The sequence below is a fragment of the Pseudomonas sp. Leaf58 genome (assembly GCF_003627215.1).
Classification (GTDB): domain Bacteria; phylum Pseudomonadota; class Gammaproteobacteria; order Pseudomonadales; family Pseudomonadaceae; genus Aquipseudomonas.
Genome location: NZ_CP032677.1, coordinates 4,949,287 through 4,970,351, shown reverse-complemented (window position 1 = coordinate 4,970,351; position 21,065 = coordinate 4,949,287). Strand labels below are relative to the sequence as shown.

At 62.7% G+C, this 21,065-nt stretch carries 23 protein-coding genes; 9 read left to right on the top strand and 14 right to left on the bottom strand.

Annotated elements, in window-relative coordinates; genetic code table 11:
* Nucleotides 1-64: 64 nt before the first annotated feature.
* Nucleotides 65-484: a phasin family protein gene (locus DV532_RS23090; protein ID WP_056794500.1), complete on the top strand. Its 420-nt coding sequence runs from the start codon at nucleotides 65-67 to the stop codon at nucleotides 482-484.
* A gap of 10 nt (nucleotides 485-494) precedes the next feature.
* Nucleotides 495-1,214, top strand: a complete 720-nt coding sequence (locus DV532_RS23085) for a phasin family protein (RefSeq protein ID WP_056794501.1) — start codon at nucleotides 495-497, stop codon at nucleotides 1,212-1,214.
* A gap of 120 nt (nucleotides 1,215-1,334) precedes the next feature.
* On the opposite strand, the gene DV532_RS23080 is transcribed toward DV532_RS23085, so the two are convergent.
* The 5 genes from DV532_RS23080 to DV532_RS23060 form a co-directional block, all read right to left on the bottom strand.
* On the bottom strand, nucleotides 1,335-1,949 hold the full coding sequence (locus DV532_RS23080) for a TetR/AcrR family transcriptional regulator (RefSeq protein WP_056794503.1): 615 nt from the start codon (nucleotides 1,947-1,949) through the stop codon (nucleotides 1,335-1,337).
* A gap of 13 nt (nucleotides 1,950-1,962) precedes the next feature.
* Complete coding sequence (gene phaC / locus DV532_RS23075) at nucleotides 1,963-3,645, bottom strand: class II poly(R)-hydroxyalkanoic acid synthase (RefSeq protein ID WP_056794507.1); 1,683 nt, start codon at nucleotides 3,643-3,645, stop codon at nucleotides 1,963-1,965.
* Nucleotides 3,646-3,697: 52 nt separating this feature from the next.
* The gene (phaZ, locus tag DV532_RS23070; RefSeq protein ID WP_056794509.1) at nucleotides 3,698-4,549 is read right to left on the bottom strand and encodes a poly(3-hydroxyalkanoate) depolymerase; all 852 of its coding nucleotides are present in this window, start codon (nucleotides 4,547-4,549) and stop codon (nucleotides 3,698-3,700) included.
* A gap of 62 nt (nucleotides 4,550-4,611) precedes the next feature.
* Nucleotides 4,612-6,291, bottom strand: coding sequence for a class II poly(R)-hydroxyalkanoic acid synthase (phaC, locus tag DV532_RS23065; RefSeq protein WP_056794511.1), 1,680 nt, complete (start codon nucleotides 6,289-6,291; stop codon nucleotides 4,612-4,614).
* 268 nt (nucleotides 6,292-6,559) lie between these two features.
* A complete protein-coding gene (locus DV532_RS23060) occupies nucleotides 6,560-6,937 on the bottom strand; it encodes a gamma-butyrobetaine hydroxylase-like domain-containing protein (RefSeq protein ID WP_056794513.1) in 378 nt (125 codons plus the stop codon).
* Nucleotides 6,938-7,215: 278 nt separating this feature from the next.
* On the opposite strand from DV532_RS23060, the gene DV532_RS23055 reads away from it, so the two are divergent.
* The 3 genes from DV532_RS23055 to DV532_RS23045 are packed head-to-tail and all read left to right on the top strand — an operon-like array spanning nucleotide 7,216 to nucleotide 9,292.
* Nucleotides 7,216-7,752 carry a hypothetical protein gene (locus DV532_RS23055; RefSeq protein WP_056794515.1) on the top strand — a complete coding sequence of 179 codons (537 nt, stop codon included), beginning with the start codon at nucleotides 7,216-7,218 and terminating at the stop codon, nucleotides 7,750-7,752.
* A 17-nt stretch (nucleotides 7,753-7,769) separates the two neighbouring features.
* Nucleotides 7,770-9,023, top strand: a complete 1,254-nt coding sequence (locus tag DV532_RS23050) for an S-type pyocin domain-containing protein (protein WP_156675856.1) — start codon at nucleotides 7,770-7,772, stop codon at nucleotides 9,021-9,023.
* Nucleotides 9,020-9,292, top strand: coding sequence for a hypothetical protein (locus DV532_RS23045; RefSeq protein WP_082476734.1), 273 nt, complete (start codon nucleotides 9,020-9,022; stop codon nucleotides 9,290-9,292). Before DV532_RS23050 ends, DV532_RS23045 begins: the two co-directional genes overlap by 4 nt.
* A gap of 88 nt (nucleotides 9,293-9,380) precedes the next feature.
* On the opposite strand, the gene hslU is transcribed toward DV532_RS23045, so the two are convergent.
* The 9 genes from hslU to gshB form a co-directional block, all read right to left on the bottom strand.
* Nucleotides 9,381-10,724: an ATP-dependent protease ATPase subunit HslU gene (gene hslU, locus DV532_RS23040; RefSeq protein ID WP_051099912.1), complete on the bottom strand. Its 1,344-nt coding sequence runs from the start codon at nucleotides 10,722-10,724 to the stop codon at nucleotides 9,381-9,383.
* Nucleotides 10,725-10,800: 76 nt separating this feature from the next.
* The gene (gene hslV, locus DV532_RS23035; RefSeq protein WP_003249309.1) at nucleotides 10,801-11,331 is read right to left on the bottom strand and encodes an ATP-dependent protease subunit HslV; all 531 of its coding nucleotides are present in this window, start codon (nucleotides 11,329-11,331) and stop codon (nucleotides 10,801-10,803) included.
* Nucleotides 11,332-11,505: 174 nt separating this feature from the next.
* On the bottom strand, nucleotides 11,506-12,777 hold the full coding sequence (locus DV532_RS23030) for a dihydroorotase (RefSeq protein WP_056794519.1): 1,272 nt from the start codon (nucleotides 12,775-12,777) through the stop codon (nucleotides 11,506-11,508).
* Nucleotides 12,774-13,778 (bottom strand): aspartate carbamoyltransferase catalytic subunit, encoded by a 1,005-nt coding sequence (locus DV532_RS23025; RefSeq protein ID WP_008099987.1) that lies wholly within the window; start codon nucleotides 13,776-13,778, stop codon nucleotides 12,774-12,776. The genes DV532_RS23030 and DV532_RS23025 overlap by 4 nt, the downstream gene beginning before the upstream one ends.
* 13 nt (nucleotides 13,779-13,791) lie before the next feature.
* Nucleotides 13,792-14,310, bottom strand: a complete 519-nt coding sequence (gene pyrR, locus DV532_RS23020) for a bifunctional pyr operon transcriptional regulator/uracil phosphoribosyltransferase PyrR (protein ID WP_056794521.1) — start codon at nucleotides 14,308-14,310, stop codon at nucleotides 13,792-13,794.
* A gap of 49 nt (nucleotides 14,311-14,359) precedes the next feature.
* Complete coding sequence (gene ruvX / locus DV532_RS23015; RefSeq protein ID WP_003249316.1) at nucleotides 14,360-14,785, bottom strand: Holliday junction resolvase RuvX; 426 nt, start codon at nucleotides 14,783-14,785, stop codon at nucleotides 14,360-14,362.
* Nucleotides 14,785-15,354: a YqgE/AlgH family protein gene (locus tag DV532_RS23010; protein WP_056794523.1), complete on the bottom strand. Its 570-nt coding sequence runs from the start codon at nucleotides 15,352-15,354 to the stop codon at nucleotides 14,785-14,787. Before DV532_RS23010 ends, ruvX begins: the two co-directional genes overlap by 1 nt.
* A gap of 79 nt (nucleotides 15,355-15,433) precedes the next feature.
* A complete protein-coding gene (locus DV532_RS23005) occupies nucleotides 15,434-16,339 on the bottom strand; it encodes an energy transducer TonB (protein WP_056794525.1) in 906 nt (301 codons plus the stop codon).
* A gap of 90 nt (nucleotides 16,340-16,429) precedes the next feature.
* Nucleotides 16,430-17,383 carry a glutathione synthase gene (gene gshB, locus DV532_RS23000; protein ID WP_056794527.1) on the bottom strand — a complete coding sequence of 318 codons (954 nt, stop codon included), beginning with the start codon at nucleotides 17,381-17,383 and terminating at the stop codon, nucleotides 16,430-16,432.
* Nucleotides 17,384-17,624: 241 nt separating this feature from the next.
* On the opposite strand from gshB, the gene DV532_RS22995 reads away from it, so the two are divergent.
* Genes DV532_RS22995 through DV532_RS22980 form a run of 4 tightly spaced genes read left to right on the top strand, consistent with a single transcriptional unit; the run spans nucleotide 17,625 to nucleotide 21,062 of the window.
* Nucleotides 17,625-18,026: a PleD family two-component system response regulator gene (locus DV532_RS22995; RefSeq protein WP_003257770.1), complete on the top strand. Its 402-nt coding sequence runs from the start codon at nucleotides 17,625-17,627 to the stop codon at nucleotides 18,024-18,026.
* Between the two features lie 47 nt (nucleotides 18,027-18,073).
* Nucleotides 18,074-18,439: a twitching motility response regulator PilH gene (gene pilH / locus DV532_RS22990; RefSeq protein ID WP_012274551.1), complete on the top strand. Its 366-nt coding sequence runs from the start codon at nucleotides 18,074-18,076 to the stop codon at nucleotides 18,437-18,439.
* The gene (locus DV532_RS22985; protein ID WP_056794529.1) at nucleotides 18,436-18,990 is read left to right on the top strand and encodes a chemotaxis protein CheW; all 555 of its coding nucleotides are present in this window, start codon (nucleotides 18,436-18,438) and stop codon (nucleotides 18,988-18,990) included. Before pilH ends, DV532_RS22985 begins: the two co-directional genes overlap by 4 nt.
* Before the next feature lie 32 nt (nucleotides 18,991-19,022).
* Entirely contained in the window at nucleotides 19,023-21,062 is a 2,040-nt protein-coding gene (locus DV532_RS22980; protein WP_236707476.1) for a methyl-accepting chemotaxis protein, read from the top strand.
* The last annotated feature ends 3 nt before the right edge of the window (nucleotides 21,063-21,065 follow it).

Genomic DNA, 21,065 nt, shown 5'->3' with positions numbered 1-21,065 from the left:
CTTATGCACAAGCCCAACCTTCATGGGCGGTTCCTCCTCCACTCATGAGCATGAGGTACAGAGCATGGCCAAAGTGACTGTGAAGAAACAGGATGACGCCTCGGGCACGCTGGGCGAGGTGCGCGGCTACGCGCGCAAGATTTGGCTGGCTGGCATTGGCGCATACGCCCGCGTGGGCCAGGAAGGCTCCGACTACTTCAATGAGCTGGTCAAGGCTGGCGAAGGGGTAGAGAAGCGTGGCAAGAAGCGTATCGACCTTGAGCTCGACGCTGCCAACAATCAGCTCGAAGAAGCCGCTGAGGACGTTAGCCGCGTACGCGGCAAGGTCGAAATTCAACTCGACAAGATCGAAAAAGCTTTCGACGCGCGGGTAGGTCGTGCCTTGAATCGCCTGGGCATTCCGTCTAAACATGACGTTGAGGCGCTGTCGATCAAGCTTGAACAGCTGCACGAGCTGCTTGAGCGCGTCGCGCACAAACCATAAGGAGAGCAGGATGGCTGGCAAGAAGAATTCCGAAAAAGAAGGCAGCTCCTGGGTCGGCGGGATCGAGAAGTACTCCCGCAAGATCTGGCTGGCAGGGCTGGGTATCTATTCGAAAATCGACCAGGACGGCCCGAAGCTGTTCGACTCGCTGGTGAAGGATGGCGAGAAGGCCGAGAAGCAAGCGAAGAAGACCGCTGAAGACGTGGCGGAAACCGCCAAGTCGTCGACCACTTCGCGGGTGTCGGGCGTGAAAGACCGTGCGCTGGGCAAGTGGAGCGAGCTCGAAGAGGCTTTTGATAAACGCCTGAATAGCGCCATCTCGCGCCTTGGCGTGCCGAGCCGCAACGAGATCAAGGCCCTGCACCAGCAAGTGGACAGCCTGACCAAGCAGATCGAGAAACTGACCGGTGCTTCGGTTACGCCGATTTCGGCGCGCGCTGCTGCCAAGCCGGCGACGAGCAAGGCAGCGGCCAAGCCTGCGGCGAAAACTGCAGCGGCAAAACCTGCTGCAAAGGTTGCGGCAGCCAAGCCTGTTGCGAAACCGGCCGCCGCCAAACCAGCGGCAGCGAAAAAACCTGCGGTTAAGAAAGCACCGGCCAAGGCGGCAGAGGCAAAGCCGGCAGCTCCAGCGGCCAGCGCTGCTCCAGCCGCTACCGCAGCACCGGCACCTGCCGCTGCCCCGGCCAGCAGCACGACGTCGGCACCGACTGGCACCGGTACCCTGATCTGATACCGCGGCGCCTTCTTCGCGGGCTTGCCCGCTCCCACAGGTCCTGAGTGCGCTCAAGCACTGCATTACACCTGTGGGAGCGGGCATGCCCGCGAAGGCTCCATCGCTGAAAAAGCAGGCCTACCCCTCCAGGTAGCGCACCGCCAACTGCTCAGCCGCCGCCCGCGCCTGGGCTTGCAAATGCGGCGCCACCAGCATCATCACCTGGTACACCACAATCCCCACATCCCCCTCGCGCGCCAGCACCCGCTGGTAATCCAGCGAGAACATCAACGTCAGGGTGATCTGCTCCACCAGTTGCCTCAGCGCCTGGGTTTCACTCTGCACCAGCCCCTGGCCCTTGAGGCTGGCCAACAACGCCGCCAGCGTGCGCTTGAGCGCGTTGATCAGGCTGCGCATGCCGCGCGCCAGCTTGGGCAAGCGCCCGGTCAGGTTCGACAAGTCCTGGAACAGGAAACGGTATTGCGCCATGTGCTCGACGATCAGGTGCAGGAACAGCCAGTAGTCCTCGGCGTCCAGGCGCACCTCCAGCGGCGGGTCGAGTAAGGGCATCAGCGCTTCTTCAAAGCGCTCGAAAAGCCCCAGCACCAATGGCTCTTTGCCATGGAAGTGGTAGTACAGGTTGCCCGGGCTGATACCGAGTTCGTTGGCTATCTCCAAGGTCGAGACATTCGGCTCGCCCTGCTGGTTGAACAGCTGCAGGGCGCACTCGAGGATACGGTCGCGGGTCTTCATCCAGTTCGCATACTCATCGGGTCAGCACATAGGTGCCCGGCGCGGGACCCAGCGGTGGGTAGGTGGCGTTGCCCAGCTCAGTGCGCGGCGCCTTCAGCGGGCCGGAGCGCGGGGTGATCCACTCGAGCCACAACGGCCACCAGCTGCCTTCGCTGCGCTTGGCGTCGTGGAACCAGGCGCGCGGGTCGCTGGACAGCTTGGGGTTGGCCAGGTAGTAGGCCTTGGGGTTGCCGGGCGGGTTGATGATGCTCTGGATATGCCCGCTGTTGGCTAGCACGAAGCGCTTGTCGCCGCCCAGCAGCAAGGCTGAGCGGTACACCGCGTCCCATGGGGTGATGTGGTCGTTGCTGCCGGCCACGGTGAAGCTGTCCAGCGCCACCTTCTGCAGGTCGATGGGCGTGCCGCACACCTCCAGGCCGGCGGCGTGGGTCAGCGGGTTGAGCTTGAAGAAGTCCAGCAGGTCGCCATGCAGCGCAGCGGGCAGGCGCGTGCTGTCGGCGTTCCAGTAGAGGATGTCGAAGGCCGGTGGTGTCTTGCCGAGCAGGTAGTTGTTGACCCAGTAATTCCAGATCAGGTCGTTGGGCCGCATCCAGGCAAAGATCCGCGCCACCTCGGCGCCATCCAGCACACCACGCTGGTAGGAGCGGCGCTTGGCGGCCTCGATCGTCTGCTCGTCGGCGAACAGGCTGGCGGGGCTTTCAAACTTGCTGTCCAGCAGGCTGACCAAGTAGGTGGCACTGCGCACCCGGCGTAATTGGTGCTTGGCCTGCAAGTGGCCCTGCAACGCGGCCATGGTCAGGCCGCCGGCGCAGGCGCCCATCAGGTTTGGGTCGCGGTTGCCGCTGATGCTACGGCAGGCGTTGAGTGCTTCTTCCACGGCCTGCACGTAGCTGGACAGGCCCCATTCACGGTGGCGCGGGTCGGGGTTGCGCCAGCTGATAATGAACACCTGCAGGCCGCTTTTGAGCATGTACTGGACGAAGCTGTTGGTGGAGCTGAGGTCGAAGATGTAGTACTTGTTGATCTGCGGTGGCACCACCAGCAGTGGCCGTGCGTACTGTTTTTCGCTCATCGGCTGGTACTGGATCAGCTCCAGCAGCTCGTTGCGAAACACCACCGCGCCTGGGGTCGCGGCCAGGTTGCCGCCCACTTCGAAGGCGCGCTCGTCTACCTGGCGTGGCAGGCCGTCGTTATGGCGCAGGTCGTCGAGCAAATGCGCCACGCCGCGCACCAGGCTTTGCCCGCCAGTGTTGAACAGTTCCTTGACCGCCTGCGGGTTGAGCAGCGAGTTGCTCGGTGCGAGGGCGTCGTTGATCAGGTTGAACAAAAAGTGCGCACGGGCCCGGTCATCGTCGTCCAGGTGGCTTTCCTCGATCCACAGGCGGGTCTGCTTCTGCCAGGCCAAATAGGCTTGCAGGCCGCGGCGGTAGAACGGGTTCTGGCTCCAGGTCGGGTCGTTGAAGCGTGGATCGCGCGGGTTCGGCTGGTACGGCGTGTCACCCAGCATTACCCGGCCCAGCTGGCCACCCAGGGCCAGTAGATGCTGCGCGGTATGCAGTGGGTGGCGCAGGCCATGGCGGCTGACATTGCGCAGCGTGGAAAACAGATCACGGCCGCGCAGGCCGAGGATGGCGTTCTGCACGTTCATGCTGGTGGCGGGAAGCGTTGGCGTTCCTTTGGCCGATTTGTCTTTCATGGCAACACTCCCTCGTTCCAACCATGGTGGCGCATCGCGGGCAAGCCCGTTCCTATACGCCCGAAGCCGGGCGAGGGTGCATGACAGCGCGCTGACGCTCTTGCTGAAGGAACTTCATGATGATCGGGGCGACGGCCTCAGCCCGGGTGATCAGGAACAGATGGCCGTCGTCGATAATGTGTAGCTGGGCATTGGGAATCCGCCAGGCCAGCAGGCGCATGTTGATCAGCGGGATCAGCGGGTCGTCGTCGCCGGCCAGCACCAGGGTTGGCTGCTGAATCTTGTGCAGCCAGTGGATGCTGGTCCAGCCCAACCCGGCGAACAACTGCCAGTAGTAGCCCAGCTTGCCGCCGGAGCGCACCTTGGCGGCATGCTGCATGGCCAGGTCTGGGTTACGCCGGAAGCCGCCGCCATAAATCGTCGGCGCAATCCGGATGACATGCGAAGGCTGTATGTAACGCCGCGGGCTGGCCATCATCCACAGCACCTTGGGTTTGCCCGGCACCATCACCGCACCGGCGGCAGTGGCAGCCAGCACCAGCTTCTTGCAGCGTTCGGGGTAGTCGTGGGCGAACTGCTGGGCAAGGGCACCGCCCCAGGACACGCCGATGGCATTGACCTGGCCGTAGTCGAGGTAGTCGAGCATTCGCGCCGTCAGTTTGGCCAGCCCGGGGAAGCGATACGGCTGGCGCGGCGTGGACGAGCCGCCGACCCCGGGCACGTCGAAGGCAATGACTTCCAAGTCCGGGTCCAGTGCTTCGATGAACGGAAACACCAGCTCCAGGTTGGCGCCGATGCCGTTGAAGATCAGTAACGGCGTCAGGTGCGGCTTGCCCGGGCGGACGGCGGTGCGGATGGACTGGTTGTCCAGCTCTACGGTCCTGAATCTATAGGGTTGCGGCATGCGCGTGACTCTTGGGTGAAGTAAACACCGTGGCGCCCCGCAGGTGGCCACGGCGCTGTAACTCAACGCTCGTGAACGTAGGTGCCCGGGGACGCTTCGCCAGCGGCATAGGCACGGTTGCCCAGGCGGGTTGGCGCCTTCTTCAGTTCGCCGGCACGCTCGCCCAGCCAGCTTTGCCAATGCAGCCACCAGGAGTCGGCATGTTTGGTGGCGTTTTCCTGCCAGGCCAGCGGGTCACCCGGGCGATCGGCGCCAGTCATAAAGCGCGCCTTGGGGTTGCCTGGCGGGTTGAGGATGCTCTGAATATGCCCGCTGTTGGACAGCACGAATTCGATCTTGCCGCCGAACAGGTGCGCCGAGCGGTAGCACGCCTGCCAAGGGGTGATGTGGTCGTTGGTGCCCGCGAGGCTGTAGATGTCGCAAGTAACCTGCTTCAGGTCGATCGCCGTGCCGCACACTTCCAAGGCTTGCGGGCGGGTCAGCGGGTTGCTCTTGAACATTTCGATCAGGTCGCCGTGGAAGGCTGCCGGCAGGCGCGTGGTGTCGTTGTTCCAGAACAGAATGTCGAACACTGGCGGTTCGTTGCCGAGCAGGTAGTTATTGACCCAGTAGTTCCAGATCAGGTCGTTGGGGCGCATCCAGGCGAACACCTTGGCCATCTCGCTGCCTTCGAGCACGCCGGCCTGGTAGGAGTGGCGCTTGGCGGCCTCCAGGGTTTGTTCATCGACGAACAGCGCCACCTGGTTGTCCATGGTGGTATCCAGCACGCTGACCAGCAGGGTCAGGGCATTGACCTTGTTTTCGCCCAAGGCGGCATAGTGCCCCACCAGCGCGGTGCAGGTAATGCCGCCGGAGCAGGCGCCGAGCATGTTCAGATCCTTGCTGCCGGTAATTGCCAGCACCGCGTCGACCGCTTCTTTGAGGGCATCGATGTAGGTGGACAGGCCCCACTCGCGCTGGGCTTTGGTCGGGTTGCGCCAGCTGATGATGAACGTCTGCTGCTGCGAGCGCAGGCAGAAGCGCGCCAGGCTTTTTTCCGGGCTGAGGTCGAAGACGTAGAACTTGTTGATCTGCGGCGGCACCACCAGCAGCGGGCGGGCATGCACTTGTTCGGTGATGGGGCTGTACTGGATCAGTTCCAGCACATCGTTGCGGTACACCACAGCACCTTCGCTGGTGCCCAGGTTCTTGCCCACCTCGAAGGCATCCATGTTCACCTGGCTGGGCATGCCGCCATTGTTGACCACGTCCTTGGCCAGGTTGGACAAGCCATCGAGCAGGCTCTTGCCGCCGGTTTCAAAGAAGCGTTTGACCGCTGCCGGGTTGGACAGGGTGTTGGTTGGGGCCATGGCTTCGGTCATCAGGTTGATGACGAACTGGCCGCGGCTGATGTCCTGGGGCGACAGGTCGCTGCTGCCGATCCATTCCTGCAGCTCCTTGCGCCAGGCCAGGTAGGTTTGCAGGTAGCGGCGGTACAGCGGGTTGTTGCTCCAGGCTGGGTCATTGAAGCGCCGGTCGTCGCTTTCTGGGGCAATGCTGGACTTGCCCAGCAGCACGTTCTTCAGCTCCAGGCCAAAGTGGGCCACATGCTTGGCGCTGTGCAGCGGTTGGCGCACGGCCTGGCGCAGCACGGTGCGTGCCGAGCTCAACAGGTCCTTGCGGCGAATACCGATGACCGGGTTCAGCCCCAGGGTGTTCTCCGAGGCCTGCCGCTGCAGCTCATCGTTGTTCTTGTTACTCATCTACGACGCTCCGTTGTCCTGAGACGAGTACCGGATGCTGTGACGGGTGCACAGTGCTGAGCCCGGTACTGCTACTCGGGTGACCAGTGATAAGGAACAGCGCTGCTGCGAGGGATCCATACTCTGCAAATTGATGCAGGGAACTTGCCACCCCCCATTGGTTACCCGACTTTCATGTAATGCGCAAGACAGCCCTTCACTGGGCTGTCTGTAAGGCATTCAAACAGATGAATTTAGAAAATGCGCTCTAAAACCTGCAGGCCTTGCGCTAGAGCATGAGTTTAACCACCGACTCGGCGGGGTCGCGGGCCTTGCCGGCCTTGTGCAGCTCGTCGAGGTACTCGGCCCACAGTTGTTCCTGGCGCAGGCACAGCTGCTCAAGGTATTCCCAAGTGAACAGGCCGCTGTCATGGCCATCGTCGAAGGTCAATTTCAGTGCATATTGGCCGGCAGGTTCCAGGCCGCTGAGGCCGACGTTGATCTTGCCGAACTGCAGGATAGGGTTGCCGTGGCCCTGGACCTCGGCGGAGGGGGAGTGCACGCGCAGGAACTCGGCGGGCAGGTGGTAGACCTCGCCGGGGGCGTAGGTGAGGCTGAGGGTTTTCGAGGCTTTGTGCAGATTGATGGCGGTGGGCAGGCGGGCCATGGGCTATTTCTCATGAATGTCTGGGTGCAAGCTTCGAGCTTCCTACGCACAGATTCAAGTCGGGACGGTGTTGGGGTGACAGGCCGGCTTGTGTCAGGGACATTGGCTAGCAAGGTGGCACATCGTTATATGCAGCTGCATTCGCTTGGTCCCTACAGTGCCGGAGTCGTTGGGCCGTAGGTGACAGCCTTAGCCGCGACTCATCCTCGGGCAGGGCGGATGGTTGGTCTTTGATCACTTTCTGCGCTTTGCCCGTGATCCCGGACAAGGAGGAAAGCATGCAGATAGAGCTCCCCAATACTTACGTATATCCCGACCCGCTGCCAGTTGATCTATCCGGCTACCAGTACCTGTTCAAAGAAAGACCGGGGAGGGGTTTGCCAATAGAGTACTTCGAGCGTATGACCAAGGACGTCAACGCCGACCTGTTGCGAATCAAACAGCATACCGACACAGGGTATATAGCATTGCTTGGCAACGCGGCCCAGGCTGCGATGGACGCTCTGATCGCGCAAGGTATTCCCGCCGATACTTCCGCGAGCGGTGTTTCTGAGTTACAGGGATACCTCGCGACCATCGATAGCGAGTTGTCCAGTAAGCAACAGCAATATCAGCTTGAGTCACTGGCGGCACTGGAGTATTCGGGCACGGATGCACGCACTCTCAGTGCTACTGAAATCAAAACCGCCAGCCGGAAGAGGGCGCCCGGGGATTGCTTTGGCCCACCTTTCCCGAATCGGAGCAGCGTGCCTTCCAATCGGCTTACGTTGCTGGTTATCGTGCTGCGGTGCTGGCCGAGACGATTCGCGTACTGACGGAGCAGAAGTTGGTCTTGCAGACAAGTCTGGAGCAGGCGTCAGTTCGTGAAGCCGCAGCCAGGCGCCTTGCTGTAGTGCTTGCAGCCAGGGCTACACTCTATCGTGATCCACGAGTGTATCTACTGGCTGCTGGCGCTAGTGTCATCTCGGTTGCGGGGCAGGGCATCATCCAGGATGTGCCGGGTGCCGCCTCGTTGGTCAATGGCATCAGCGAGGCTGTAGCTGCGCTGGAGCAAGCGGTCGTCGAAGGCCCTTCGGTCTTAATCGCAGATTTTCTTGCCTTGGTGCTTAATCTCGGTGCGACACCGGGACCTATACAGGATCAGCCGCCTACGAGGCTTCGTTATAGTATTGGCGTAAGTGCTGACCATTTGGGGTTGGCGGCCGGAATCGATCTGCAACACGCCGCCTTGACGCAGGGTTCGGTCGAAATGCCCAGGCGCCTGGTGGAGCAGGTCAGGGGTGATCGCTCGGTCATCTCGGTGGTCAGTACCGATGGTGAGCGGGCGTCTAGGCAGGTTCCCGTTCGGGCAGCGATCATGAATGCCACTACGGGCCTGTTTGAAGTCGTCATTGCCAGTACGAGCGCAGATCAGGCGGCGATTACCTTGACCTGGACACCTGCTAAGGCTCCGGGGAATCAGGATGCTTCATCCTCGACACCCGCCTTGCCGACAGATGTACCGATCTACGAGGGTATTACGCTGGATCCAATCAGTGTAAAGGCAACCGCCTACCCGATAAGCGAGGTTGACTTCAGCGACCTGATTGTTTGGTTTCCGGCCGACGCGGGTATTGGCCCCGTCTATGTGATGTTGAGCAGCCCCTATGAGGGCGCTACAACCAAAGGTGTATACAGTGGGCGTATGTATAATCCTGAAAAGGCGGGTGGTCCAATTCAGGAGTTGGACTGGCGAGACGCTACTGTTACCTTGGAAGGCATAAAACTTGTTAGGCTGCACACTAGTCGGTTTGGGGCGTCGGATGGCAATGCAATAATGATCAGCCGCTTGGAGCGTGTGCTGCGTGGTGAAATGGTTATTGAAGATGTCGATAAACGTTTTTACACCCATGAACTCAGGGAGTTGCAACGGTATAGAGCACTGGGGGTTCCAGACGGTGTGCTTGCTAGTGATGATGGTGCAACATGGAACAATACCCATGCTGCCACTCTGGAAGACTACAAGTTAAAAGACTCGCATGACTTGCTCTACACGGCAGAAGCGATTGAAGCTGACGATTTGCAGGCGCAGAGAGAAAACAAATGAGCACAATTACAGATTTGATAGCTGCGGAAGATCCCAAAGAGGTTGTACTTTTTCTGACGCGTGGTGAGGGCGGAATATCTTATCCCAGGCTAGATGGTCTTTATAATAGAAATGACTGGGTTAATATTCGCAATAATTATGAGTTGCTTCGGTTAGTTAGCGATATGCGTAAGCAGGGTCTAATAATTGAAGCGGGAGGGGGATTTAAACGAGGCCCAAACTGGAGGGAGCCGAAATTCAAGGGTGGCAAGGTGTATACGTTTGACTGATGAACAGGCGACTGGCTGTAGTTTATAGACCAGCCAGTCTCCCGTCATTTTTGGCAGAGGGTGGAGGGCGTCTCACGCCCACCCAGTCTTACAAGATGTAACGCGACAGGTCTTCGTTCTGCGCCAGCTCACCCAGGTGGCTGTTCACATAGGCCGCGTCGATCTGGATCGGCGCTTCGTCATGGGTGCTGGCCAGGTCACCCGCGCTGAACGACACCTCTTCGAGCAAGCGCTCGAGCAGGGTGTGCAGGCGGCGGGCACCGATGTTCTCGGTCTTTTCGTTGACCTGGTAGGCAATTTCGGCCAGGCGTTTGATACCGTCGGCGAGGAACTCGATGTTCAGGCCTTCGGTTTTCAGCAGAGCCTGGTACTGCTCGGTCAACGACGCGTGCGGCTCCTGCAGGATGCGCTCGAAGTCTTCCGGCGTCAGTGCCTTCAGCTCTACGCGGATTGGCAGGCGGCCTTGCAGTTCGGGCACCAGGTCGCTCGGTTTGCTCAGGTGGAACGCGCCCGAGGCAATGAACAGGATGTGGTCGGTCTTGACCATGCCCAGCTTGGTGTTGACGGTGCAGCCTTCGATCAGCGGCAGCAGGTCGCGCTGCACGCCTTCACGGGACACGTCGGCGCCACCAACGTTGCCACGCTTGGCAACCTTGTCGATTTCGTCGATGAACACGATGCCGTGCTGCTCGACCGCTTCCAGTGCCTTGGCCTTGAGCTCTTCTTCGTTGACCAGGCGGCTCGCTTCTTCATCGCGAACCATCTTCAGCGCTTCTTTCACCTTTAGCTTGCGCGCCTTGCGCTTGCCTTTGCCCATGTTGGCGAACAGGCTCTGCAGCTGGTTGGTCATTTCTTCCATGCCGGGCGGCGCGGCAATTTCGACGCCCACGGCATCGGCTACCTCGATCTCGATTTCCTTGTCGTCCAGCTGGCCTTCGCGCAGGCGCTTGCGGAACAGCTGGCGAGTGTTGGAATCGGTGCTGGTCTGCGCGGCTTCTTCGCTGAAGCTGGTGACCCGCGCCTGCGGCAGCAGGGCGTCAAGGATGCGGTCTTCGGCGGCGTCTTCGGCGCGGTGGCGCACGCGGATGATTTCTTGCTCACGCAGCATCTTCAGCGCGGCATCGGCCAGGTCGCGAATGATCGACTCGACATCACGGCCCACGTAGCCCACCTCAGTGAACTTGGTGGCTTCCACCTTGAGGAACGGCGCGTTGGCCAGCTTGGCCAGGCGACGGGCGATTTCGGTTTTACCCACACCGGTGGGGCCGATCATCAGGATGTTTTTCGGGGTTACTTCGGCACGCAGCTCGGCGGGGAGCTGCATGCGCCGCCAGCGGTTGCGCAGGGCAATGGCCACGGCGCGCTTGGCGTCGTCCTGGCCGATGATGTGGCGGTTGAGTTCGTGGACGATCTCGCGGGGGGTCATGGACATGATGAATATGGTCCTTGGGCAGGTGAGTCAGCGTGGAAAAGCCCCCTCACCGGGAGGGGGCGCCAGAACAGCTGAGTCAGTCGGCCAGGTCCTGCTCCTCGATGGTCAGGTTGTGGTTGGTGAATACGCAGATGTCGCCGGCGATGTTCAGGGCGGTCTCGGCAATTTCACGGGCCGAGAGGTCGGTTTTGTTCAACAGGGCGCGGGCTGCGGCCTGGGCGTAGGCGCCGCCGGAGCCCATGGCGATCAGGCCGTCTTCGGGTTCGACCACGTCACCGTTGCCGGTGATGATCAGCGAGGCGTCCTTGTTGGCCACGGCCAGCATGGCTTCCAGGCGGCTCAGGGAACGGTCGGTACGCCATTCCTTGGCCAGCTCGACGGCGGCGCGGACCAGGTGGCCCTGGTGTTTTTCAAGTTGGCCTTCGAAACGTTCGAACAGGGTGAAAGCATCGGCGGTGGCACCGGCGAAGCCGGCGATGACCTGGCCGTGGTACAGGCGGCGCACCTTCTTGGCGTTGCCTTTCATCACGGTGTTGCCGAGGGATACCTGGCCGTCGCCGCCCATGACGACTTTGCCGTTACGGCGGACAGAAACGATGGTGGTCAAGGGGAGAGTCTCCACGCAGCGGGGCGAAAGTGCCTGATGCAGACTCATATGGGGGTGGGGGGAAGGATTTCAACCATTAGCGACGAGCTGCAAGCTGCAAGCGGCAAGAAAAAGCGCATCGGCGCCATGCCCGCTTTTCCTTGTGGCTTGCAGCTTGAGGCTTACAGCTGGCGATCAGGCCTCGTGGCAGACGTGCCCATCGACCAAGGTATAACGCACCGCACCCGGCAGGCAGTGGCCGATGAACGGGCAGTTCTCGCCACGTGAGAACCATTGGTCGCCGGCAACGGTGGAGGCTTGCGGGTCGAACAACACCAGGTCGGCTGCGCCGCCCACTTTCAGCTCACCGGCCGGCAAGCGCAGGGCCGCTGCCGGGCCACTGCTCAGGCGGGCCAGCAGGGTTGGCAGGTCGAGCAAGCCGTCCTGTACCAGGGTCATGGCCAGCGGCAGCAGCAGTTCGACGCTGCTGATGCCCGGCTCGGTGGCGCCGAACGGGGCCAGCTTGGCGTCGCGCTCGTGCGGCTGATGGTGGCTGGAGATCGCCTGGATCACCCCCGATTTCACCGCGGCACGCAGGCCGTCACGGTCGGCTGCGGTGCGTAGCGGTGGTTGCACGTGGTACAGGCTGGAAAACTCGCGCAGCGATTCGTCAGTGAGGATCAGCTGGTACAGCGCCACGTCGGCGGTCACCGGTAGGCCAAGCTGCTGGGCCTGCTCGATCAGCCGCGCGCCACGGGCACTGGTGATCTGGCTGAAGTGCGCACGCACACCGGACTGTTCCACCAGCAGCAGGTTGCGCGCCAGGGCCACGGTCTCGGCGGTTTCCGGGATGCCCGGCAGGCCGAGGAAGCTGGCCATGGCCCCTTCATGGGCCAGGCCGCCCTGGGCCAGGTCGCGGTCCTGAGAGTGGAACACCACCGTCAGGTCGAAGGTGGCGGCGTACTCCAGGGCACGGGCCAGGGTGCGGTTATTGGGGATTTCCTTGAGGCCGTTGCCAAACGCCACGCAGCCGGTGTCGCGCAGCGCCACCAGTTCAGCCAGTTGCTCGCCTTCCAGGCCCTTGGTCAGGGCGCCGATTGGGTAGACCTTGCTGTTGGCGGCCTCGCGGGCACGGTCGAGGATGAGCTCGGCCACCGCCGAGGTGTCCAGCACCGGCTTGGTCTGCGGTGGGCAGCACAGGCTGGTGACACCGCCGGCTACGGCCGCGCGGGTTTCACTGGCGATGTTGCCTTTGCGGCTGTAGCCCGGCTCGCGCAGGGATACGCCGAGGTCGACCAGGCCAGGCGCTGCGACCAAGCCATTGGCGTCAATCGTGCGGCTGGCGCTGAACCCCGCTGGGGCCGCGCCGATTGCGACAATGCGGCCGCCGTCCAGGTGCAGGTCGGTGACCTGGTCCAGGCCGCTGTTGGGGTCGATGACCCGGGCGCCAAGAATACTGATGGTCACTGGGCGTTCTCCTGGTCAAATTGACGTTGCGCGTTCTGCCCGCTCATGGCCATGGACAGCACGGCCATGCGTACGGCGATGCCGTAGGTGACCTGGTTGAGGATCACCGAGTGCTTGCCGTCGGCCACCGCCGACTCGATTTCCACACCACGGTTGATCGGCCCTGGGTGCATGACGATGGCATCGGGCTTGGCCCCGGCCAGGCGCGCGGTGGTCAGGCCGAACAGGCGGTAGAACTCGCCTTCGCTGGGCAACAGGCCGCCGGCCATGCGCTCACGCTGCAGGCGCAGCATGATCACTACGTCGACGTCCTTGAGGCCTTCGGCAAGGTCGGTGTAAACCTTCACGCCGTACTGCTCGATGCCGATCGGGATCAGGGTTTTCGGGCCGATCACACGGATGTCCGGGCAGCCCAGCGCTTTCAGCGCCAGCATGTCCGAACGGGCCACCCGCGAGTGCAGGATGTCGCCGACGATGGCCACCGAGAGGTTCTCGAAGCTGCCCTTGTGGCGGCGGATGGTGAGCATGTCGAGCATGCCCTGGGTGGGGTGCGCGTGGCGGCCGTCACCGCCGTTGATCACGGCGACGTCCGGGCACACGTGCTCGGCGATGAAGTGTGCGGCGCCGGAATCCGAATGGCGTACCACGAACATGTCGGCAGCCATGGCTTCGAGGTTGCGCAGGGTGTCGAACAGGGTCTCGCCCTTGCTGGTCGAGGAGGTCGACACGTTCAGGCTGATCACGTCGGCCGACAGGCGCTGGGCCGCCAGTTCAAAGGTGGTTCGGGTACGGGTCGAGTTCTCGAAGAACACGTTGCACACGGTTTTGCCGCGCAACAACGGGACTTTTTTTACGGCCCGGGCACCGACTTCCAGGAAGGAGTCGGCGGTGTCGAGGATCTCGGTGAGCAGTTCGCGGGGCAAACCGTCGAGCGAGAGGAAGTGGCGCAGCTGGCCCTGATCATTGAGCTGCAGCGGGCGCTTGGCGTCGATTGGCGTCATCGCGAGGGGACTCTTAAAGGGCGGAAGCGGTGGCGAGGTCCTGGCGCTCGAGGGCGAGCGGTGCGGGTCCGGTCAATTTTACCCGTTCATGGGCGGCCAGCGACAGGGTGGCACCGAGCACATTCGGGCGAATTGGCAGTTCGCCGGCATCCAGGTCCAGCAGGCAGACCAGGGTAACGCTGGCCGGGCGGCCATAATCGAACAGTTCGTTGAGCGCGGCGCGGACCGTGCGACCGCTCATCAGCACGTCATCCACCAACACCAGGTGCTGGCCCTCTACTTCGAACGGCAGTTCGGAAGGGCGCACTTGCGGGTGCAGGCCGTTCTGGCTGAAGTCGTCGCGGTAGAACGAAACGTCCAGAGTGCCCATCGCGCTGCTGTCACCCATGGCTTCCTGCAGGGCCTGGGCGACCCAGACACCGCCGGTACGGATACCGATGTAACGTGGTTCGGCAATGGCCCGGCGGGCCAGGTGGGCGCGAAGGTCGACGGCCATCTGCCGAATCAGTTCGGCGGGATCGGGTAGGCTCATTGCAGGCTCCTCGGAAGGGTGCGCCGGGCGGGCCCGGCGACAAAGATTATCAGGTGTTGGCCTCCAGCCAGCCTTGCAGCAACAAGGCGGCGGCGATGGCATCGACCGGGTTGTCGCGGTAGCTGCCGCGCTGGCCGCCACGGGCCATGCGCTCGCCTTTGGCCTCGAAGGTGGTCAGGCGCTCGTCGTGGGTGTGCACGGGCAGGTTGAAGCGGCCGTTCAGGCGGCGGGCGAACTTTTCGGCGCGGGCGCTCATTTCGCTGGGTGTGCCGTCCATGTTCAACGGCAGGCCGACGACGATGGCGTCGGGCTTCCATTCGGCAATCAGCTTTTCCACCTGGGCCCAGTCCGGCACGCCGTTCTGCGCCTTGAGGGTGCACAGTTCGCGGGCCTGGCCGGTAATGACCTGGCCGACGGCCACGCCGATCTGTTTGCTGCCGTAGTCGAAGCCTAGCAATAGGCGTAGTTCAGCCATCAGGCGTGGCCCGCCTGGCTGGTCAGCAGGTGCAGGTTGATCCCCAGGCTGGCGGCGGCGGCTTCCAGGCGCAGGTCGCTGGCCCGGCCGAAGATGATTTCTGGGTCGAACGGGCAGTTGAGCCAGGCGTTGTCGGCCAGCTCCGCTTCTAGCTGGCCTGCTTCCCAGCCGGCATAACCCAAGGTGATCAGGCTCTGTTTTGGGCCTACGCCAGCGGCAATGGCCAGCAGTACATCCTGCGACGTGGTCAGTGACAGCCCTTCCAGCGCCACGGTGGCTTGGAAGCTGCACTCGCTGCTGTGCAGCACGAAGCCACGGTCGGTCTGCACCGGGCCACCTTGGTAGATCGGTACCTGCAAGGTACTGGCCGGTGGCGTTTCGTCCGGGCGCAGTTGCTCGAGGATATCGGCCAGGCTCAGCTCCTGCGGCCGATTGACCACCAGGCCCATGGCGCCATGGGCGTTGTGCTCGACGATGTACGTGAGGGTCTGGGCGAAGTTCGGATCGGCCATGTGCGGCATGGCGATCAGGAACTGATGCTTGAGGTAGCTCGGCGTGAGGGTTTTCATGGGGGATAGTGTGGCGCCAGGTGGCGAGGCTGACAAGGTGCTCGGCATGGCTGATTTGGGGCCGCTGTGCAGCCCTGATTCAGTTACTGGACAGGCGGTCCCCACGGGCAAAGCGCCAGGTGCGGATGATTTCCAGCCGATCAAATTCGGCCAAGTCCCCAGTAAACGGGGCAAAGGGTGCCGCTAGCCGCACGATGCGCTGCGCTGCCTGGTCCAGCAACGGCTGCCCGGACGATTCCAGCACCAGTACCTCGTACAGCGAACCATCGCGGTTGATCGACACCATCATGCGCAAGTTGCCGTAAATTTGTTGCCGGCGCGCTTCGTCGGGGTAGTTCAGGTTGCCCACCCGCTCAACTTTCTTGCGCCACTCTTCCTTGTACCAGGCGCCCTTGTCGCGCATGGTCGAAGCGGCGTTGAGGCGGTGGATACGCGGGCGCTTGGCGTACACCTGCTGTTCGTTGGACAGCTCTGCCTCCAGGCTGGCGATCTGGCTGGACAGCTGCGAGCTGTCGAAGTCTGGCGCAGGTGCCGCCGGCTTGGGTTGCGCCTTGCTCTCCTTGGGCTTGGGCTCGACCTTGTGCGGCTTGGGCGCCGTGGTCACCACCGCCGACTTTTGCGGGGTAGGGGGCGGTACCACCTCGGGCTTGGCCGCGGGTGGTGGGGTGATCTTGTTGATCTTGCTGTCCTGGAACGGTGCCAACTCGGTGGTCTTGGGCACCGCTTTCTTGTCCAGGGTGCCGCTGCCCTGCTGGTTGTCCTGGGCCTGGAAATCGGCCTTCTGCGGCGGTTTCTCGCTCTTGAAGGTGGCCAGGGTGATGTCCATGGTGTGGCGGATTTCTGCAGGCTTGACCACGCTGAAACCGACGCCAAGGATTAGCGCCAGGTGCACCAGTGCAGCCAGGAACAGGGTGAAACCGAGCCGGTCCATCGGGCGAACACGGGGCGGCAGCAGGTCGGCGGGGATGTCAGCGGGCAGCGTCATCAGGTATCCAGCAACCGCAGAGCGGGGCAGCGGGTCAGGTAATAGGACCCGCATCATACCCCACTCTGGGTTTGCGCCGCGCGTTGCCGGTCAGCGCGCCTTCAGCTGTCGATCAATGGCGTCCATCAGCTTGCCGCCGATATCGGTGTTGTAGGCGGCATCGATCTCGCGAATGCAGGTGGGGCTGGTGACGTTGATTTCAGTGAGGTAGTCGCCGATCACGTCCAGGCCGACGAACAGCAGGCCCTTCTCGCGCAGGGTCGGGCCGACCTGGGCGGCGATCCAGCGGTCGCGCTCGGTCAGTGGGCGCGCCTCGCCACGGCCGCCGGCGGCCAGATTGCCACGGGTCTCGCCGCTGGCCGGGATGCGCGCCAGGCAGTAGTCCACCGGCTCGCCGTCGATCATCAGGATGCGTTTGTCGCCGTCCTTGATCTCGGGCAGGTAGGCCTGCGCCATGATCTGCTGGCCGCCGTGTTGGGTCAGGGTTTCGAGGATCACCGACAGGTTGGGGTCGCCCGGGCGGTGGCGGAACACCGAGGTGCCGCCCATGCCGTCCAACGGTTTGAGGATCACGTCGCCATGGGTGGTGGCGAACTCACGCAGGATATCGGCACGGCGGCTGACCAGGGTCGGCGTCATGCACTGCGGGAACTGGGTGGCGAACAGTTTTTCGTTGCAATCGCGCAGGCTCTGCGGGCGGTTGACCACCAGTACGCCTTCGCGCTCGGCCTGCTCCAGCAGGTAGGTGCTGTAGACGAACTCCATGTCGAAGGGCGGGTCCTTGCGCATCAGGATCACGTCCAGGTCGGCCAGCGCGCTGTCCTGCTCCTCGCCCAGCTCGAACCAGCGGGCCGGGTCGGCGAACACTTTCAGCGGGCGCATCTGCGCTCGGGCCTGGCCGGCACCCAGGTACAGGTCGCGCTGTTCCATGTAGAACAGGTTCCAGCTGCGTGCCTGGGCGGCCAGCAACATGGCCAGCGAGCTGTCCTTCTTGTAGGAGATGGACGCGATGGGGTCCATGACAATGCCGAGGCGAACGCTCATGGGGTGGTTCCTCTTGGCGGCGCGTGGCCGCGATCGATCGAAAGAAAAGTGGCTCAGGGTGGCGCTGTGAACGCCGCCGGTCAAGGGGGGCGGCAGATGGAACGGGCCCCCGGAGTGTGCTAAAAATGCAGCTGCAAGCCTTTAGCTATAAGCCTCAAGAAAAAAGCAACCATGCTCCGATGTGCATTTTCTAGTAGCTTGCCGCTTGCAACTTGCAGCTAATTCCCACTGGTAGGCGTCTATGGAACAACCCCTGAAGGTGATGGTGATCGACGATTCACGCACGATCCGCCGCACCGCGCAGATGTTGCTTGGTGAAGCCGGCTGCGAGGTGATCACTGCCAGCGATGGCTTCGATGCCCTGGCCAAGATCGTCGACCACCAGCCCAGTATCATCTTCGTCGATGTGCTGATGCCGCGTCTGGACGGCTACCAGACTTGCGCGGTGATCAAGCACAACAGTGCCTTCAAGGACACCCCGGTCATTCTGCTTTCGTCGCGTGACGGCCTGTTCGACAAGGCTCGCGGCCGGGTGGTCGGGTCCGATCAGTTCTTGACCAAACCGTTCAGCAAGGAAGAACTGCTCGACGCGATCCGTGCCCACGTGCCCGGTTTTGCCGCAGCCCAACAACACGCACCCTGACCGCGCCCCGCCATGGCACGGTCTTTCTTTCCTGATGGGGAACCAGCATGGCCCGAGTTCTGATTGTCGACGACTCGCCGACAGAGATGTACCGATTGACCGAATGGCTGGAAAAGCACGGCTACCAGGTGCTCAAGGCCAGCAACGGTGCCGATGGCGTGGCCTTGGCCCGGCAGGACAAACCCGATGCCGTGCTGATGGACATCGTCATGCCCGGCATGAACGGCTTCCAGGCCACCCGCCAGCTCAGCAAAGACCCGGAAACCAGCGCCATCCCGGTAATCGTGGTTACCACCAAGGACCAGGAAACCGACCGCATCTGGGCTACCCGCCAGGGCGCCCGTGACTTCTTGACCAAACCGGTGGAAGAAGACGCGCTGATCGCCAAGCTCAAAGAAGTGCTGGGGGCTTGACCACACGCCCGCAGGGCGCGTCGCTGACCGCCTTCGAGTTGTTGCTGGACATCGACCGGCGCTGTCGCCTTCTGGTCGCCGACCAGCCGCCGCAGGACAACCGCTTGCAACAGTGGAGCGGCATTGGCTTTCGTGTCGCCGGGCAATGGTTTGTCGCGCCCATGGGCGAGGTGGCCGAGGTGCTGCGCGAACCGCGCAGCAGCCGTGTCCCCGGTGTACAGCCGTGGGTGTGCGGGGTGGCCAACCTGCGTGGCCGGTTGCTACCGGTGATGGACCTGAGCAGTTTCTTTGGCCTTGGCCACGTCGCCCCGGGCAAGCAGCGGCGGGTATTGGTGCTAGACCACGAGGACTTGTTCGTTGGCCTGTTGGTGGACGAGGTACTGGGCCTGCAGCACTTTGCCCTGGACAGCCTGCAACTGTCGCCGCCGCAGCCGTTGATTCGCGCCGCTGCACGCTTTGTTCAGGGGCATTTCCCGCGTGAACGCAACTGGGCGATCTTCAGCCCCTTCGCCCTGGCCCAGGCGCCGGGCTTTCTCGATGTGGCGTTATAGGACCTGCGAACGTGAACAAGCCTGCCCCTCCCGTGACCGCAACCACCGTGAGCCCACGTACCCGCAGCATCGCGCAGATCACCGTGCTGTTCCTGATCCTGATCCTGTCGATCATCCTGCTGTTCGCCAACTTTGCTTACCTGAACACCCAGTCCAACTACGACAAGCAGTACATCGGCCACGCCGGCGAGCTAAGGGTGTTGTCGCAACGTATTGCCAAGAACGCCACTGAAGCCGCCACCGGCAAGGCCTTGGCGTTCAAGCTGCTGTCAGATGCGCGCAACGATTTCGAACGGCGTTGGGGCTACCTGCGCGAAGGTGACAAGGCCACCGGCCTGCCGCCCGCACCGCCCACGGTGCGTGATGAAATGGAGGCGGTACACCGCGACTGGGAAAACCTGCGCAAGAATACCGACACCATCCTGGCCAGCGAGCAGACCGTGCTGTCGCTGCACCAGGTGGCGGCGACCTTGGCCGAGACCGTGCCGCAGTTGCAGGTCGAATACGAAAAGGTGGTCGAGATCCTGCTGCAAAGCGGCGCCCCGGCCAACCAGGTGGCGGTGGCCCAGCGCCAGCTGTTGCTGGCCGAGCGCATCCTCGGCTCGGTCAACACTGTGCTTGCCGGTGACGACAGCGCAGCCCAGGCGGCCGACGCTTTTGGCCGTGATGCCGGGCGTTTTGGGCAGGTACTGGAGGGTATGCTCAACGGCAACGCGGCGATTCAGGTGACCCGCGTCGAGGACGCCGACGCCCGTGCCCGCCTGGCCGAAATCGCCGAGTTGTTCCAGTTCGTCGCCGGCTCGGTGGATGAGATCCTCGAAACCTCGCCCGAACTGTTCCGTGTGCGCGAGGCAGCGGGCAACATCTTCAGCCTGTCGCAAACCCTGCTCGACGAGGCCTCGCACCTGGCCAACGGTTTCGAGAACCTGGCCGGCGGGCGCACCCTCGACACCGTGGGTGGCTATGCCCTGGGCGTGCTGGCGCTAGCCTCGATCATCCTGATCGGCCTGGTCATGGTGCGCACCACCAACCGCCAGTTGCGCGAAACCGCGGAAAAAAACGAACGCAACCAGCAGGCGATCATGCGCCTGCTCGACGAAATCGAAGAGCTGGCCGACGGCGACCTGACGGTCACCGTGTCGGTGACCGAGGACTTCACGGGCGCCATCGCCGACTCGATCAACTATTCCGTGGACCAATTGCGCGACCTGGTCGCCACCATCAACCACAGTGCCGTGCAGGTCGCTGCCGCCGTGCAAGACACGCAAAACACCGCACGCCAGCTAGCCAAGGCCTCCGAGCATCAGGCCGAGCAGATCAGCGAGGCGTCCGAGGCGGTCGGCGACATGGTCGAGTCGATCGACCGGGTTTCGGCACATGCCTACGAATCGGCCAAGGTGGCCGAGCGCTCGGTGGCAATCGCCAACAAGGGTAATGAGGTGGTGCACAACACCATCAACGGCATGGACAATATTCGCGAGCAAATCCAGGACACCGCCAAGCGGATCAAACGCCTGGGCGAGTCCTCCCAGGAAATCGGCGACATCGTCAGCCTGATCGACGACATTGCCGACCAAACCAACATCCTTGCCCTCAACGCGGCGATCCAGGCCTCACTGGCCGGTGAGGCTGGCCGTGGTTTTGCTGTGGTTGCCGACGAAGTGCAGCGCCTGGCTGAACGCTCGTCGTCGGCTACGCGGCAGATCGAGGCGTTGGTGCGCACCATTCAGGCCGACACCAACGAGGCGGTGATCTCCATGGAACAGACCACTGCCGAAGTGGTGCGCGGTGCCCGCCTGGCCCAAGATGCCGGTGTGGCGTTGGCCGAGATTGAAGGGGTATCGCAGAACCTCGCCGACCTTATCCACAGTATTTCCGATGCCGCGCAGTTGCAGACTTCGTCGGCCGGGCAAATCTCCCACACCATGTCGGTGATTCAGCAAATTACCGCGCAAACCTCCGCCGGCTCCAGCGCCACCGCCGATAGCATCCGCCACCTGGCCCGCATGGCCAGCGAGATGCGCCGTTCGGTGTCCGGTTTCACCCTGCCGCCACCGGCAGAGCCGAAGTGACAA